The sequence below is a fragment of the Rhizobium sp. FY34 genome (assembly GCF_005222845.1).
Taxonomy (GTDB): Bacteria; Pseudomonadota; Alphaproteobacteria; order Rhizobiales; family Rhizobiaceae; genus Neorhizobium.
Window position 1 is genome coordinate 130,870 of the sequence record NZ_STFZ01000006.1, and the last position, 14,542, is coordinate 145,411.

Annotated in this window: 15 protein-coding genes, 1 tRNA gene and 1 riboswitch; of the genes, 4 read left to right on the forward strand and 12 right to left on the reverse strand. The window is 60.7% G+C overall.

All coding sequences use genetic code 11. The annotated features are described in order from the left end of the window. Positions 1-103: 103 nt before the first annotated feature. From E8M77_RS03860 to E8M77_RS23815, 3 genes are all read right to left on the reverse strand, one after another. On the reverse strand, positions 104-1,927 hold the full coding sequence (locus tag E8M77_RS03860; protein WP_137129300.1) for an ABC-F family ATP-binding cassette domain-containing protein: 1,824 nt from the start codon (positions 1,925-1,927) through the stop codon (positions 104-106). Between the two features lie 7 nt (positions 1,928-1,934). Continuing rightward, complete coding sequence (locus E8M77_RS03865) at positions 1,935-2,588, reverse strand: thiamine diphosphokinase (RefSeq protein ID WP_137129301.1); 654 nt, start codon at positions 2,586-2,588, stop codon at positions 1,935-1,937. A 122-nt stretch (positions 2,589-2,710) separates the two neighbouring features. Further along, complete coding sequence (locus E8M77_RS23815) at positions 2,711-2,848, reverse strand: hypothetical protein (protein ID WP_170975735.1); 138 nt, start codon at positions 2,846-2,848, stop codon at positions 2,711-2,713. 238 nt (positions 2,849-3,086) lie between these two features. After that, a riboswitch (SAM riboswitch) is annotated at positions 3,087-3,164 on the forward strand. A 64-nt stretch (positions 3,165-3,228) separates the two neighbouring features. Here E8M77_RS23815 and metA point away from each other — a divergent pair. Beyond that, complete coding sequence (metA, locus tag E8M77_RS03870; RefSeq protein ID WP_137129302.1) at positions 3,229-4,149, forward strand: homoserine O-succinyltransferase; 921 nt, start codon at positions 3,229-3,231, stop codon at positions 4,147-4,149. A 33-nt stretch (positions 4,150-4,182) separates the two neighbouring features. Here metA and E8M77_RS03875 read toward each other — a convergent pair whose 3' ends face one another. Beyond that, on the reverse strand, positions 4,183-4,425 hold the full coding sequence (locus E8M77_RS03875) for a hypothetical protein (RefSeq protein ID WP_137129303.1): 243 nt from the start codon (positions 4,423-4,425) through the stop codon (positions 4,183-4,185). Between the two features lie 223 nt (positions 4,426-4,648). On the opposite strand from E8M77_RS03875, the gene E8M77_RS03880 reads away from it, so the two are divergent. Further along, positions 4,649-5,668 carry an aldose epimerase family protein gene (locus E8M77_RS03880; protein ID WP_137129304.1) on the forward strand — a complete coding sequence of 340 codons (1,020 nt, stop codon included), beginning with the start codon at positions 4,649-4,651 and terminating at the stop codon, positions 5,666-5,668. 9 nt (positions 5,669-5,677) lie between these two features. On the opposite strand, the gene speB is transcribed toward E8M77_RS03880, so the two are convergent. Continuing rightward, the gene (gene speB / locus E8M77_RS03885) at positions 5,678-6,733 is read right to left on the reverse strand and encodes an agmatinase (RefSeq protein WP_137129305.1); all 1,056 of its coding nucleotides are present in this window, start codon (positions 6,731-6,733) and stop codon (positions 5,678-5,680) included. 167 nt (positions 6,734-6,900) lie between these two features. Here speB and E8M77_RS03890 point away from each other — a divergent pair, with 167 nt between their 5' ends. Next, entirely contained in the window at positions 6,901-8,082 is a 1,182-nt protein-coding gene (locus E8M77_RS03890; protein ID WP_137129306.1) for an aminotransferase, read from the forward strand. 21 nt (positions 8,083-8,103) lie between these two features. On the opposite strand, the gene E8M77_RS03895 is transcribed toward E8M77_RS03890, so the two are convergent. The 6 genes from E8M77_RS03895 to E8M77_RS03920 all read right to left on the reverse strand — a co-directional run bounded on the left by E8M77_RS03895 (position 8,104) and on the right by E8M77_RS03920 (position 12,810). Beyond that, positions 8,104-8,781 carry an exopolysaccharide biosynthesis protein gene (locus E8M77_RS03895; protein WP_137129307.1) on the reverse strand — a complete coding sequence of 226 codons (678 nt, stop codon included), beginning with the start codon at positions 8,779-8,781 and terminating at the stop codon, positions 8,104-8,106. A 93-nt stretch (positions 8,782-8,874) separates the two neighbouring features. Beyond that, positions 8,875-9,471 (reverse strand): DUF2076 domain-containing protein, encoded by a 597-nt coding sequence (locus E8M77_RS03900; protein ID WP_137129308.1) that lies wholly within the window; start codon positions 9,469-9,471, stop codon positions 8,875-8,877. 31 nt (positions 9,472-9,502) lie between these two features. Beyond that, positions 9,503-10,213, reverse strand: a complete 711-nt coding sequence (locus E8M77_RS03905; RefSeq protein WP_137129309.1) for a Bax inhibitor-1/YccA family protein — start codon at positions 10,211-10,213, stop codon at positions 9,503-9,505. Between the two features lie 20 nt (positions 10,214-10,233). Continuing rightward, positions 10,234-11,007 carry an anti-sigma factor gene (locus E8M77_RS03910; RefSeq protein WP_137129310.1) on the reverse strand — a complete coding sequence of 258 codons (774 nt, stop codon included), beginning with the start codon at positions 11,005-11,007 and terminating at the stop codon, positions 10,234-10,236. Continuing rightward, entirely contained in the window at positions 10,994-11,551 is a 558-nt protein-coding gene (locus E8M77_RS03915) for a sigma-70 family RNA polymerase sigma factor (RefSeq protein WP_137129311.1), read from the reverse strand. The genes E8M77_RS03910 and E8M77_RS03915 overlap by 14 nt, the downstream gene beginning before the upstream one ends. Before the next feature lie 68 nt (positions 11,552-11,619). Then, positions 11,620-12,810, reverse strand: coding sequence for a citrate/2-methylcitrate synthase (locus E8M77_RS03920; RefSeq protein WP_170975736.1), 1,191 nt, complete (start codon positions 12,808-12,810; stop codon positions 11,620-11,622). Positions 12,811-12,905: 95 nt separating this feature from the next. On the opposite strand from E8M77_RS03920, the gene E8M77_RS03925 reads away from it, so the two are divergent. Continuing rightward, positions 12,906-14,042, forward strand: a complete 1,137-nt coding sequence (locus E8M77_RS03925) for a citrate synthase/methylcitrate synthase (RefSeq protein ID WP_137129312.1) — start codon at positions 12,906-12,908, stop codon at positions 14,040-14,042. A gap of 130 nt (positions 14,043-14,172) precedes the next feature. Here E8M77_RS03925 and E8M77_RS03930 read toward each other — a convergent pair. Beyond that, positions 14,173-14,247 (reverse strand) — tRNA-Gly (locus tag E8M77_RS03930). Positions 14,248-14,542 lie beyond the last annotated feature (295 nt).

The window sequence follows — 14,542 nt, forward strand, 5'->3', positions numbered from 1 at the left end:
ATTGTCCGGGCTGTCGATCGAACGTGCCATTTCGGGAATTGTTCCTGGATCTTTCGAGATAGGTATCGGGTTAACTCTTTGTTAAAGTTAACATTAGGTTGCGCTAGCCTTGCAGCTCCTCGCGCAGCATTTCCAGTTCAAGCCATTCCTCTTCCATCTGCACAAGCTTTTCACGCAGTTTTTCAAGCTCGCCGGCAATGCGGTTGAAGCTGGCCGGGTCCTTGGAAAACAGGTTGGCATCGGCCATTTTCGCTTCGCGCGCAGCCATCTCGGCCTGCAGTTTTTCCATTTCCTTGGGCAGGTTTTCCAGCGCAAACTTCTGCTTGAAGGACAGCTTCACCTTGCCCTTCGGGGCATCACTTGTGCCCTTTGCGGGTGCCGAGGCCTCGGCCTTGGCCTTATCGGCCTTGCGTTTTTCATCCTGCGCGCCTTTGCGCTGCGCCATCATGTCGGTATAGCCGCCGGCATATTCGATCCAGCGTCCATCCGGCGCATCGGGATTGGCGGGCGCCAGCGTCGAGGTTACGGTGCGGTCGAGGAAGTCACGATCGTGGCTGACCAGAATGACGGTGCCGGTGTAGCCGGCGACGATTTCCTGCAAGAGATCCAGCGTCTCGATATCGAGATCGTTGGTCGGTTCATCGAGGATCAGCAGGTTGGAGGGCTTTGCCATGATGCGCGCCAGCATCAGGCGGGCACGTTCGCCACCCGACAGGTTCTTGATCGGCGTGCGCATCTGTTCCGGCTGGAACAGGAAATCCTTCATATAGCCCGCCACATGGCGCTGCTCGCCATTGACCAGCAGGCTTTCGCCGCGCCCATCCGTCAGGTAATGGGCCAGCGTATCTTCGGGGTTTAGGTCCTCGCGCTTCTGGTCAAGCGTTGCGATTTCCAGATTGGTACCAAGCTTGATTGTTCCGCTATCGGGCTGCAGCTGGCCCGTCAGCATTTTCAGAAGCGTCGTCTTGCCCGCGCCGTTCGGGCCGACAAGGCCGATGCAATCGCCGCGATGCACGCGAATGGAAAACGGCGTGACGATCTGGCGCTCGCCATACTGCTTGGTAATGCCTTCGGCCTCGATCACCAGCTTGCCGCTTTCGCGTCCCTCGGTGACATTGGCCTGGATCGTTCCCTGTGGTCCCTTATGGCCACGATAATCGGCGCGCAGGCTCTGCAGATTGCCCAGACGGCGCATGTTGCGCTTGCGCCGCGCGGTGACGCCATAGCGCAGCCAATGTTCCTCGCGCTCGATCTGCTTGCCAAGCTTGTGCTGCTCGAGTTCTTCCTCTTCCAGCACCTTGTCACGCCATTCCTCGAAATAGGCAAAGCCACGGTCGAGACGGCGCGACAGGCCGCGATCAAGCCAGACGGTGGCCGTCGAGACCCTTTCGAGGAAACGCCGGTCATGGGAAATCAGCACGAGGGCGCTGCGGCTTTTCTGCAGCTCACCTTCCAGCCATTCGATGGTGGGAAGATCCAGATGGTTGGTCGGCTCATCAAGCATCAGGATGTCGGGTTCCGGCGCCATGACGCGCGCAAGCGCTGCACGACGGGATTCACCGCCGGAAAGCTGGGCCGGATCTTCCTGGCCCGACAGACCCAGATGGTCCAGCAGATAGGCAACGCGGTAGGGATCGTCGCTCGGCCCAAGGCCGGCTTCCGCATAGGCCTGCACCGTGCTGTAGCCGGCAAAATCCGGTGCCTGTTCCAGATAGCGGATGGTTGAGGAGGGGTGCCGGAAGACCTCGCCCGACTGGGCCTCCACCATTCCGGCAGCGATCTTCATCAGCGTCGATTTGCCGGACCCGTTGCGCCCGACAAGGCAGATGCGATCTCCGGGCTCCACCTGGAAATTGGTGCCATTGAGCAGCGGCGCGCCGCCAAAGCTCAGGTAAATGTTATCGAGCTTCAGGATGGGAGGTGCCATGTTGGGTTCAGGCTCCGGTCAGGTCATAGGGACGGGCAAGCAGAAGCGCGCGGCCGCTTTTCAGCGACACGGCGATGGGTCCTTCCGCGACATTGGATATGGTGCGCGAGGAGCCGAAGGTGAGGGCAAAATTGTGGACCGGATAGCGGGCATTGCGGATTGTCAGGCCGGACAATGCGGTAAAGCCAAGCACGGAAAACAGCGCGCCCTTCGGCAGGTCCAGTTCCAGCTCGCTGTCCTTGGCAAAGGGAAATGCCTCCTCCTCGCCAGAGGTCAGCATCACTTCAAACCCGTCTTCGACAAGGCCCAGACCGTGCAGCGTGTGCTGTAGAGCGTGATCTGAGCGTTCGCCGCCCAGCGCACCGACCAGGATCAACCGCTCGGCCCCCAGCGCAATGGCTTCGGCAATGGCAATTTCGCCATCGGTTGCGGCCTTGGCGGCGGGATAGGTCCGTCGCTTGACGTGCGGCCAGCGATTGGCAAGCGCCTGATCGGTTGAATCGAAATCGCCGACCCAGAGTTCGGGCGTCAGGCCGAGCGTGGCTGCATGGCGCATGCCACTATCGGCGGCAATCGCGCGCGTGCCTTCGACGAGCGCCGAAAGCCGATCCGTGCGCACCACATGGCCGCCGAGAAGAATGGTGAAAGTGGAAACAGTCATGCGCTGCCCTTAGCGCATCTTGCCCCAAATGCAAAAGGCCGATCGCGCAACAGGTAGGCGAACATGCGAAGAAACGCGCCGGAGACAATCCGCCGCGCCATGGCGCGTCTGATGGAACAGACCTAGCGCTTCTTGGGAGCCGAGGCTTCCGCGCCCTTCAACTGGGTAGTGAAGCTGGATGCCGGCGCTGTCGAAGGCTTTTCCTTGTCCTTCTTCGGTTTGCGGGCTTCGCGGTTCGAGCGGACCTGACCTTTGGCCATGGGATTTCCTCCTGGGATTCGGGCTCCGATGGGAGCCGCACAAGCGACGTGTTCTGGTGATGGCCAAGCGGTTTGATCGTGTGACCGGTCCGGCATGGCGCATCGTTAATTATGTGTTTGAGCCTGTCACAACTGTTGGCGAACACAAGCCTTATCTTTGACCAATGTGGTTGAGGCATGGCCGGCGACTGACGCGCCTGTCGAGACATTGACGTGCGCGGCAGAAAGGCTTATTGAGGCGGTACTTCGTGGTGATTTGGCCGGCCGGCTTGCAGCCACGTTAAACAAGTCGCTAAAGGGCCGCGAGAAGAGATAAAAACCTTCCACGGGCCGGTTGCGATTTTTCGCCGCCGGCTTTTTTGTTTTTGTCGAGTTCGCAAATGCCGATCAAAATACCCGATACGCTGCCTGCCTTCGATGCCCTCGTCAACGAGGGGGTGCGGGTGATGACCGAGACCGCAGCCGTGCGGCAGGATATCCGTCCGCTGCAGATCGGGCTGTTGAACCTGATGCCGAACAAGATCAAGACCGAAGTGCAGATGGCACGCCTTGTCGGCGCCTCGCCGCTGCAGGTGGAGTTCACGCTGGTGCGCATCGGTGGCCATAAGGCCAAGAACACCTCGGAAGAGCATCTCCTGTCGTTCTACGAGACCTGGGACGAGGTCAAGCATCGCAAGTTCGATGGCTTCATCATCACCGGTGCGCCGGTGGAAACGCTTGCCTATGAGGACGTCACCTATTGGAACGAGATGCAGCAGATCTTTGACTGGACGCAGACCAATGTCCATTCGACGTTGAATGTCTGCTGGGGGGCGATGGCGGCCATCTACCACTTCCACAAGGTGCCCAAGCACGCGCTGCGGGAAAAGGCTTTCGGTATCTATCGTCACCGCAATCTCTGCCCGTCCTCGATCTATCTCAGCGGCTTTTCCGATGATTTCCAGGTGCCGGTGTCGCGTTGGACAGAGGTGCGCCGCGCCGACATCGAGACGGTGCCGGGGCTTGAGATCCTGATGGAATCGGAGGAAATGGGCGTCTGCCTTGTGCATGAGAAGAAGGGCAACCGGCTCTACATGTTCAACCATGTCGAATATGATTCGACCTCGCTTTCGGACGAGTATTTCCGCGACGTGAATGCCGGAATTCCCATCAAGATGCCCTATAACTACTTCCCGCATAATGATGTGTCGCTTGCGCCGCAGAACCGCTGGCGCAGCCATGCGCATCTGCTATTCGGCAATTGGATCAACGAGATGTACCAGACGACGCCTTATGATCCCAAGGATATCGGCCATCGTTGAGAGGTGCAAGCGTTGGGACGGTTTTTGGACGGCTTAGCGCCTAGTTTCATTTAACGTGATGTTGATGATTTCAATTTGACTTGGGCCACGTGGGTTCCGAGGGCTGTTATCTTTTTGTATTCTTGAAAATAAATCTTCAACTGTATCGGAAGATTTTAAGTCGTACGTCTTTGATTTTGTAAATACGCGCTGGATTGCATCTCCGTTCTCGCGATCTCTCCCATCTTCTTCCCGCATCAAGATGGTTACGGTAGCAATGTAAATTTTTTCAGTCATTTCCGGGGGCTTCCTTTTGGTTGTGCCTTTCATTTGGGATGCTTCTTTCTCCGTTTCCAGTAGGTGTGGTGCAATCCCTTCTTGCTGGTGACACCGGAAGGATGATTTTTTGAATAAATATTTGCGCTTGTCTTCTGTAGCTACTTGTACCGTTTCCAGATTGCGGTCCGGCTGGAAATAAAGCAGGTTGCAGCCTCAACAGACAGACCACAGGACGCATGATATGACGACGCAGGGCGAAATCTTCGGCACCACCGCGAAGGGCGAAACAGTCTACCGGGTGAAGATTTCAGGCGGCGGGCTGACCGCCCATGTGATGACCTGGGGCGCCGTCATCCAGGATCTGCGTCTGGAGGGTCATGATGCGCCGCTGGTGCTGGGTTTCGACAATTTTGACGACTATCCGAAATATTCCTCCTACTTCGGCGCAACGCCCGGCCGTGTCGCCAACCGCATCGGCAAGGGCAAGTTCACGCTGGACGGCAAGGATTATCAGCTGGAGTTGAACCAGAGCGGCGTTGCCCATCTGCATGGCGGCAGCGATGGTCTTGGCAAGACGAACTGGACGATCATCGCGCATGCGGAAAACAAGGTGATCCTGCAGGTGACCGATGCGGATGGTCGTGGCGGCTATCCCGGCAATTGCACGGTAACGGCCACCTATGAGCTGAAGGATGACGGCGTGTTGAGCGTCATCTACGAAAGCGTCACCGACCAGCCGACGCTCGCCAATATCTGCCAGCACACCTATTTCAATCTGGATGGTCGCGAGGACATCCTCGGCCACGACATCATGATCGCCGCCGACCATTATCTGGAGCTGGATGAGAACCAGGTGCCGACGGGTACGCTCGTGCCGGTCGAAGGCTCGCCGATGGATCTGCGCCAGCTTGGGCCAATGCGCCGCACCGACGCGGCTGGTGCGCAGGTGGATTTCGACCACAATTACTGCCTCTCGCCGGAGCGTACCGAAAAGCGCTCGGTGGCGCTGGTGCGCAGCATCAATTCGGGCGTAGCGCTGGAAGTGCGCACCACCGAGCCCGGCGTTCAGCTCTACTGCGCCTTCAAGCTGAAGCCGACGGTGCCGGGCCTGTCCGGTACGCTCTATGGACCTTATGCCGGTCTTTGCCTGGAAACGCAGATCTGGCCGGATGCCATCAACCATCCGGGCTTTCCCAAGGCGGTCTTGCGTCCCGGCGAAGTGCTGTGCCAGGAAACCGATTACGTGTTTTCCCGCAGCTGAGGACGTCTATCAGCCCTTGGTTGTTAGAGCAGGGCTGAACACCATCAGGCTCAAGAGTTCGAACAGAACCTGCGCGCCAGCATGCGCCGTATTGTGGGTCGCGTCATATTGTGGTGCGACTTCCACCACATCGGCGCCCACCAGATTGATACCCTTCAGGCCACGGATCAGTTCCAGCACTTCGCGGGTGGTCAGCCCGCCCACTTCCGGCGTGCCGGTGCCGGGTGCAAAGGCCGGATCGAGGCTATCGATGTCGAAGGAGAGATAGGTCGGGCCGTGGCCGACAATGGCTTTCGCCTTTTCGATGATGGCCGGAATGCCGAGGCCTGTTACCTCCTCGGCATGGATCACCGTCATGCCGCTTTCATAGGAAAACTCCCAGAGATATTCGGCCGAGCCGCGAATGCCGATCTGGATCGTGCGTGTCGGGTCCAGCACGCCGTCCAGCACGGCATTGCGGAACGGGCCGCCGTGGTGGAACTTCGTCTGGTCGAAGGCGCCGCTGGTATCGCAATGGGCATCGATGTGGATCATGCCGAGCGGTGTTTTCTTGCCCACGGCCTTCATGATCGGATGGGTGATCGAGTGGTCGCCGCCGACAGCCAGCGGAATGACGCCCGCATCGACAATCTGGTTGAAGCGCTTTTCGATGTCCTCATGGCTCATTTCCAGCCGGTAGCGGCTGCGCAGCGGGACATCGCCGATATCGGCCACCCGCAGGTCATGCACGGGCGCGCAGCCCAGCACATGGTTATAGGGGCCGATGCGATCGATGGACCGCAACGCCCTTGGCCCGAAACGCGAGCCTGGCCGATTGGTGACGCCGAGATCCATCGGCACGCCGGTAATGGCCACCTGAAGGTCGCCAAACTCCGGGTTTTCGGCCTCGACAGGTAGGTAAGGGGCCGAAAGAAAGGTCGGTACGCCCGCATAGGGTGCGGCGCGGGTGCCGTTCTTGATGATCTTTTCACCCACTTTGGCAAAGGCCGGATCGAATATCTCGCCGCCGGCGCTGTCTTCGTATTTGGCTTTGAGAGCCGCCAGTTTGTCTGCGTCGAAACCCATTCTGTCTTCCCACCCATGCCTGTCGGCTGATCTGCACGCATTCTGTGCGCTGGCGCCGATTGCCTTGTCTTTCGGCAGTATCGGTTGAAGTTGCGGCTGAAATCAATTGACAATCGGTGTGCCTCCACCGTTAGTCGGGAGAGTTTTCGTCTCAGGCAGTCCGAACCATGACCCTCTCTCCACCGCGCTTCAATCCCTATGTCGAACAGATCTCGCCGCCGCCGGTGCCTGCCGTGCAGGCCTGGGGGCGTGCCTATGCGGGCGACAAGGGGCCGTTGATCGACCTGTCGCAGGCAGTGCCCGGCTATCCGGCGCATCCGCATATGCTGGAGCTTCTGGGGGAGATGGCCTCGTCGCTTGCCTATACCGGCTATGGACCGATCGAGGGCGATCCGGTGCTGCGCAAGACCTATGCGGCGCATGTATCGCAGGTTTACGATGCCCCGCTTTTGCCGGAAAATATCCATGTCACATCCGGCTGCAATCAGGCCTTCATCTGCGCGGCCATGACCGTTGCCGGCGCCGGCGATACGGTGCTGATGACGGAGCCCTTCTATTTCAACCACGAAACGACGCTTGCCATGCTGGGTATCCGCACCCGCTTCGTGGCTTGCGCACCGGAGCGTGGCTTCCTGCCACGGGTCGAGGATATTGCCGCAGCACTGACGCCGCAGGTGAAGGCGCTGGCGCTTGTTTCGCCCAACAATCCGACCGGTGCCGTCTATCCGGCAGATCTCTTGGAGGAGATCTTCACGCTCTGCAAGGCGCGTGGCGTCTGGCTCATTCTCGATGAAACCTACCGCGATTTCCTGCCTGTGGCCGGCGAAGCGCCGCATGGCCTGTTTCGGCAATCCGGTTGGGAAGACGGGTTCGTCTCGCTCTATAGTTTCTCCAAGAGCTTCTGCATTCCCGGCCATCGGCTGGGGGCGATTTCCGCAGGACCCGCTTTCATTGCCCAGGTGGCAAAGATCATGGACAATCTGCAGATCTGTGCACCGCGTTCCGCTCAGGCGGCCGTAGCGAAAGCCCTTCCTCTGCTTGCCGACTGGCGCGAGGCGAACCGTGTGGAAATCCTGCGTCGCGGTGATGCGCTGAAAGCCGTGATGGCGAAGCTGCCGCAATGGCAGCTTGCAGCCGTCGGGGCCTATTTCGCATTTGTGCGCCATCCGTTGGCCGGCACGCCTTCCGCAATCGTGGCGGAGGCGCTGGCAAAGACCTGCGGCGTATCCTGTATTCCTGGCGGTTATTTCGGCGCGGGTCAGGACGATTATCTGCGATTTGCTTTTGCCAATGCGGATGTGGAGGGCATTGGCCGGCTGGAAGCGCGGCTTGCCGGCTTCAGCCTCTGATGCGATCGGGCGCCTGGCTCGTCACATCAAGGCATGTGCGAGCAGAAAGATCAGGCTCTTGACGATCGCATAGATGACGCCGGCGACGAGAAACAGCGAAACGACGCCGAGAGCCGTGCCGAGGGCGATCCATAGGCCATCCCGTTCGAGAATGCCGAAGGCAATCATGCAGATGGCGAGCGCCGGCAGCATATTGCCAAGCGGGATGGGCAGCGCCAGGATGAGCGCCAGGACAAGGCAGAAGCAGCCCAGAATCCGCTCCGCTGCCTGCGACGACAGAGCCGGCCAGCGCGGTCGCAGCATGCGCTCGGCGCGGGCAATCCAGGGGTTTGCCTTGTCGATCATCCCGGCAAAGTCAGTGCGCAGCATGGAGCGGTTGGCAATCAGCTTCGGCAGCCATGGGCTCTGGCCGAGCGCCATCTGCGCCGACAGGAACACCAGGGGGATGCCGAGCACGGCGGATGTGCCGGGCGGTGTCGGCAGAATGTTCGGCATGGCAAAGATGAACAGCAGGGCGCCAAAGACGCGGTCCTGCATGGTCGCCAGCAGATCGGCAACAGAGATACGCTCGCGCGTTTCATCGCCGGCCAGGGATTTCAGAATACTGGAAAAGCTCGTCGGGGCTGTTTCGTGATCATCGCCCGGAGACGGTTCATGGTGATGATCGAGATGTGCCGACGGTTCTATGGGTAGGGCCATCAAGCACTCAAGGGACAGCGGGAGTTGCGACAGGATGTGTTCATGAAATGGCCATGCCATAGAAACATGGCCATTTCGTTACGCAAGCAGCTTTTAGAACTGCATTTCGTCCATTCCGGCGTCATCCATGCCGGTATCGTCTTCAGCTGGCGTTTCGGCCGCCTGGGCCTCGTCGCCGCCCATCATGCCGGCAATCGCGCTGCCGAGCAGCACGCCGCCGGCCACGCCCATTGCCGTCTGTGCCGCACCGGCGAGGAAGCCGCCGCCGCGTGATGGCTGGCCATAGCCCTGACCCATGCCTTGGGCCTGCTGGCCAGCCCAGGGGTTGCGCGGACCAGCCTGCGGCTGGCCACCCATTCCACCGGCCATTGCGCCCGGTGCCGACATGCCGCGTGCGACAGGGCGCGGGGTATGGGCGCTGCTGCCGAACAGGCTGGAAAAGAAGCCGCCGCCGGAGGCCGGCCGGGCCGAGAGCTGGTATTCCAGCTCGTCGATCCGACGCTGTGCCTCATCCAGCGCCTGCTCCTGAACAACGATCGTCTGCGCCATGAAATAGGGTGCGCCCGGTTGGGAGGCGATCCGGTCGCGGATGAAGTGATCCGCTTCCGGGTCGCGTGGCCCCGATTGGCTCTCGACATGGGAGAGTTTGCCGAACAGACCTTCGATCGCTTGGCGGTCGTTGTGGTCCATGGATGATGTCCTCCTTCTATAGGGACTGGGGTTATTCTTCGCGCTGGCCGGTCAGGCTCAGCAGAAGCTGGAAGATGTTGACGAAGTTGAGGTAGAGCGACAGCGCACCGAAGACAGCAAGCTTCTGCTGGCTCTCCTGGTCAAAGTTGTCGGCAAACTGTTCCTTGATGTTCTGCGTGTCCCAGGCGGTGAGGCCGATGAAGACCACGACGCCGATGATCGAGATGGCGAATTGCAGGGCGCTGGAGCCGAGGAAGATGTTGACGACCGAGGCAATCACCACGCCGATCAGGCCCATCATCAGGAACGAGCCGAACTTCGACAGGTCACGCTTGGTGACATAGCCATAAAGGCTGGTGGCACCGAACATGGTGGCGGTGATGAAGAAGGTGCGGGCAATGCTTGCGCCGGTGAACACAAGGAACACGGAGGCGAGCGACAGGCCCATCACGGCGCAGAAGGCCCAGAAGGCCATTTGTGCGGTCGAGGCCGACATTGTCTGGATCTTGAACGAGAAGAAGAAGACGAAGGCGAGCGGGGCAAGCATCACCACCCATTTCAGCGGGCTCGAAAAGATCGGCACGTAGAGCGCCGGCGTCGAGGAGACGAAGAAGGCGACAAGGCCGGTGATGACAAGGCCAAGGCCCATATAGTTGTAGACGCGCAGCATGTGCTTGCGCAGGCTTTCATCGAAAACGGCCTGGGATTGGATGGCCGGATTGTATCCGAAACGCGGATTCATGGCGTGCTCCTGTGGTTGTATCAGTAAAGGGACCGGGCGAGGCCTTCGGCCTCGTCCTTGAGTTTGGATGGGCTCTCGCTGCTGGAGACGAGAGCATAGGCGACGTCGCCGATCTGCCAGTAGGAGGCCTGAACGGCGCCTGCTTTCAGCAGGGAAACCGGCTGCACGTTGAAGCTTCCGGGGCGCACGGCAAACAGCGACAGGCGGCTATCCTTGCCGCGCGAGATTGCCATTTCGACGCTTGGCCCGAAGGCGGACGGGAAGATCTGCACGTCGCTGACCGTCCAGTCCTTGGGGATTTCCGGCATCACGATGGCCGTTGCCGAACGGATCTCGGTCGGGTCATAGCGCGGCGCTTCCGTCTGTGAGGCCATGGTTTCGCGCAGCATGGTAGTGCCATGGGCGCGTATGGCTTCCTCGACGAAGGCGGGCGCCGGAACCGAGGCCACGACTTCCGACACTGACAGCGGGCCATACTGGTGGCTGAGGCCCCAGCCGATGGCCACCAGTGCCACCGTTGCGGCAAACCGCTGCAGCGAGCTCAGCATGCGGCCACGCGACAGGGCTGCCTGCAGATGCCGGGCTGCCTCGCGGGTCTGTGGCCGGCCATGGGAATGGCCGTCTGCCAGCGCCAGGCGCAGCTCGCCCTTGATCGCCAGATCCGCCATGACGCGGGCAGCGATCTCCGGATTGCCCGACAGATAGGCTTCCACATCGATGCGGCGGCCAGCATCCAGCTGGTCATCCACATAGGCTTCCACATCGCCGGGCTGTATCGGGTCAACGGGTTTCATCGCGCCCCCCTTCAATCAGTTTCAGATGGCCGGCGACGCCGCCTTCCGGCAGGCGCCGACCGTTTTCCTCGAATTCGCGCAATCGCGCCCGCGCCCTTGAAACGCGCGACATCAGCGTGCCGACCGGGATCGACAGCGCATCGGCGGCGTCCTGGTAGGAGAGGCCTTCGATGGCCACCAGATGCAGCGCATCGCGCTGTTCGGCGGGCAGGGCAAAGAAGGCTTCACGCAATTGCTTCAGGCGGATCGACTGGTCGGGATCGACCTGATGCACGGTTTCGCTGACATGGGCTGCCGCCTCATGGCGTTCCTTTGTCGAGCGGAACCGGCGCAGGCGATCCACATGCGTGTTGTGAACGATGGAGAGCAGCCAGTTGCGCAGGTTGCCATCGCTGTGAAACGTGCTCTTGCGTTCATAGGCTTTCACCAGTGCATCATGCACCAGGTCTTCCGCATCGTCCGGATTGCGCACGAGCGAGCGGGCATAGCGGCGAAGCGCCGCCAGCTGGTTCAGGACATCGAAAGGGTGTCTCTTGTCGCTCATGCCCCTATATACGCGCGCCGGTGCGAACTTATTCCCGGCCCCTGTCGATTTTTTTTGATTTTGTCTGCTCAGCCGGCTTTCGGGCCGACATAGCGGGCGCGGGGACGGATCAGCCGCGCATCGTCCTTCTGTTCCAGCGCATGGGCAATCCAGCCAACGGTGCGGGCAATGGCAAACAGGGCAAGCGCTGCACCTTTCGGCAGGCCAAGGCTGCGGCGAAGGGAAACCAGCGCCACATCACAGGTGGGAAGCTGGCCGGTCGTCTCTTCCATCACCGCCAGAAGATCGCCGCGCAGCCTGTCTGGCGGCAGATGCGGCAGAATGCCATTGGCGCGCGGATCACCCTGCGGATAAAGCGGATGGTCGAAGCCGGGAATGCCATCGCCACGCCGCAGCCGGCTTTCCACCAGATCGGCGGCATCGCCCACGGTTTCCAGTTCATCAAACAGCAGTTCGACCAGGCTCGTCATGCCGCCATGGCGCGGGCCGCTCAAGGCGGATAGGCCGGCATTCAGGCAGGCACCCAGCGATGCTCCGGTGGAGGCGGCAACCCGCACGGCGAAGGCCGAGGCATTGAGTTCATGATCGGCCTGCAGCACCAGCGCGCGACGGATGAGATCGGCGCCGTGGCTATCGAGGCCCCAGGCATCCGCCAGGAAGAGGTGTGTGGCTGCCATGCCCGGCTGGCGGCCAAGGGCAGCACCTGCCATGCTGCGCACCAGGACGCTTGCTCCTGGCCAGAGACGGCGATTGTCACGCTTCCAGGCGGTTGCTCGCCCGGCTGTTACGAAGGGCAGAAGCGCCTGGCACCGCTCAGTCAGGGGCAGGTCTGCGGTTGCAGCGAGAAGCTGTGCTTGAAACGGCTCTGCAGCAGCCTTGGGGTCTTCGAAGGGGTCCGTATTGCCGCAATCCCAAAGCAGGCGGGCAATATCTTCCAGCGTTGCCTGATCCGAGAGGTGAAGCGCATCCTGCCCGCGATAATAAAGCCTGCCGTTTTCGATCAGCGTGATGGCGGAGGAGAGCACCGGCAGGCCCCAATCGAGTGCTGCGGCTGCGGCCTCCTTCGGTTTGCGGCCGGTGGATTTGCGCTTCTTCAGCTCCTCGACGTCATGCACGCTGTAAAGCCGCCGGCGCGGGTCAGCCTCGGTGCCGCCGGTGTGGACCAGGCCGCGGCTGACATAGGCATAGAGCGTTGCTTTGGAAATGCCGAGTTCGGCGGAGGCGGCTTCGGCCGTGATGAATTTCTCGGTCTGGTGCATGGCAGCTCTTGGCATTGATTATATGAATCAAGATTGACGATATATTTACTCCTGCCCATCCTCAAGCGGAAATCAATCTGCCCAAGGAGACGATCATGAACCGACCCGCCCCATCCGTTCCTGTGCTGGCCACGCAGAACTCGGCCAAGACCCTCGTTGCCACCGGCGCGCCGGGCCTTGATGATGTGGTGGCGGCCGAGACCCGTCTCAGCCACGTGGACGGGGCAGCCGGTATTCTCATCGTGCGCGGCCATCATCTGCACCAAATGTCAGACTGGCGCTTCGAGCAGGTGCTGGAGCTTCTGTGGCGGGATCTTGCGCCCGAAGTAACGAGCGCCGGGGAGATCAGTGCGCGCTTGGGTCGCGCCCGCATCCGGGCCTTCGAGATCATGCAGCCGCTGCTGCCCGGTATTGATGGCCTTACCTCCGTGGAAGCCTTGCGGCTTCTTCTTTCGGCGCTGCCGGATGCCGAAACGTTCGCGCATCACATCATGGCTGTGGCGGCGGTTCCCGTCTTTGCCGCGGCCATTGCCCGCCGGCAAAAGGGGATGGGGCCCGTTTTGCCGGATCCGCAGGCGGGCCATGCGGCAGATTTCCTGCAGATGCTGCATGGTGCTCCAGCCGCGGCCGATCAGGTTAGGGCACTTGATACCTATCTGGTGACGGTGGCCGATCACGGCCTCAACGCCTCCACCTTTGCCGCGCGCGTCATCGCCTCCACCAAGGCCGGCCTGTTCTCCTCGGTAGTTGGCGCGCTCTGTGCGCTGAAGGGGCCTTTGCATGGCGGTGCGCCCGGACCGGTACTCGATATGCTGGATGCGATTGGCGAGGAGGCGCAGATCAAGGCCTGGCTTGCCGAGGCGCTGGATCGGGGCGAACGGCTGATGGGTTTTGGTCATCGCATCTACCGGGTGCGCGATCCGCGTGCCGACGTACTGAAGGGGGCTGTGGGTGCCCTGCGTGACGGGAGCGGACGAATTGCCTTTGCCGAAAAGGTGGAGGCGGCAGCGCTGCAACAGTTGAAGGAAAAGAAGCCGCTACGGCCGCTGCAGACCAATGTCGAGTTCTACACCGCTTTGGTTCTGGAAGCGGTTGGCTTCCCGCGCGACAGTTTCACCAATGTGTTTGCGGCCGGCCGCATGGCGGGCTGGACGGCGCATGTGCTGGAGCAGGAGGCCACGGGCCGGCTCATCCGCCCGCAATCGGCCTATATCGGGCCGATGCCCGTCTGACCGAGAAAGCAAGCTTTACAGCGGGCGCGACAAAGCGCCCGCGCATCGCATCAAGGGAAATCAAAGCACAAAAACGCAAACAACAGCGCCGGAGCGCTGTTTTGCTTGTTTCGTCAGTTTTTTGAAAAACTGGAGCGGGCGAAGGGATTCGAACCCTCGACCCCAACCTTGGCAAGGTTGTGCTCTACCCCTGAGCTACGCCCGCTCATCAATCGCTCGACCCGGGGTAGTTCGCTGGGCCGGCGTGTCGCTCGCTTGCGGCGACGGGGGCTATATGGCCCAACTGGTTTTTGAATGCAACAGGGAAATGACACGATTTGAAAATTTCCCGAATTTTTCCGTTAAGTCTATGATTTTAAACGATCTATTCCAAGGCTTTCGAATGTGAGCGCGATTGCCGTGCCAGCTTGCGCTGCAACTGCTTGCATCCGTGACTGTCTTGAACGGGACCGGGATTTGCCGCGGATCGGCTTGTGGCACAGGCATTCTCCTCTCTATAA

What these genes read in the sequence shown, in the direction of transcription:
- E8M77_RS03860 (WP_137129300.1), bottom strand. Translation starts at nt 1,927, where the DNA reads ATGGCACCTCCCATCCTGAAGCTCGATAACATTTACCTGAGCTTTGGC.
- E8M77_RS03865 (WP_137129301.1), bottom strand. Translation starts at nt 2,588, where the DNA reads ATGACTGTTTCCACTTTCACCATTCTTCTCGGCGGCCATGTGGTGCGC.
- E8M77_RS23815 (WP_170975735.1), bottom strand. Translation starts at nt 2,848, where the DNA reads ATGGCCAAAGGTCAGGTCCGCTCGAACCGCGAAGCCCGCAAACCGAAG.
- metA (WP_137129302.1), top strand. Translation starts at nt 3,229, where the DNA reads ATGCCGATCAAAATACCCGATACGCTGCCTGCCTTCGATGCCCTCGTC.
- E8M77_RS03875 (WP_137129303.1), bottom strand. Translation starts at nt 4,425, where the DNA reads ATGACTGAAAAAATTTACATTGCTACCGTAACCATCTTGATGCGGGAA.
- E8M77_RS03880 (WP_137129304.1), top strand. Translation starts at nt 4,649, where the DNA reads ATGACGACGCAGGGCGAAATCTTCGGCACCACCGCGAAGGGCGAAACA.
- speB (WP_137129305.1), bottom strand. Translation starts at nt 6,733, where the DNA reads ATGGGTTTCGACGCAGACAAACTGGCGGCTCTCAAAGCCAAATACGAA.
- E8M77_RS03890 (WP_137129306.1), top strand. Translation starts at nt 6,901, where the DNA reads ATGACCCTCTCTCCACCGCGCTTCAATCCCTATGTCGAACAGATCTCG.
- E8M77_RS03895 (WP_137129307.1), bottom strand. Translation starts at nt 8,781, where the DNA reads ATGGCCCTACCCATAGAACCGTCGGCACATCTCGATCATCACCATGAA.
- E8M77_RS03900 (WP_137129308.1), bottom strand. Translation starts at nt 9,471, where the DNA reads ATGGACCACAACGACCGCCAAGCGATCGAAGGTCTGTTCGGCAAACTC.
- E8M77_RS03905 (WP_137129309.1), bottom strand. Translation starts at nt 10,213, where the DNA reads ATGAATCCGCGTTTCGGATACAATCCGGCCATCCAATCCCAGGCCGTT.
- E8M77_RS03910 (WP_137129310.1), bottom strand. Translation starts at nt 11,007, where the DNA reads ATGAAACCCGTTGACCCGATACAGCCCGGCGATGTGGAAGCCTATGTG.
- E8M77_RS03915 (WP_137129311.1), bottom strand. Translation starts at nt 11,551, where the DNA reads ATGAGCGACAAGAGACACCCTTTCGATGTCCTGAACCAGCTGGCGGCG.
- E8M77_RS03920 (WP_170975736.1), bottom strand. Translation starts at nt 12,810, where the DNA reads ATGCACCAGACCGAGAAATTCATCACGGCCGAAGCCGCCTCCGCCGAA.
- E8M77_RS03925 (WP_137129312.1), top strand. Translation starts at nt 12,906, where the DNA reads ATGAACCGACCCGCCCCATCCGTTCCTGTGCTGGCCACGCAGAACTCG.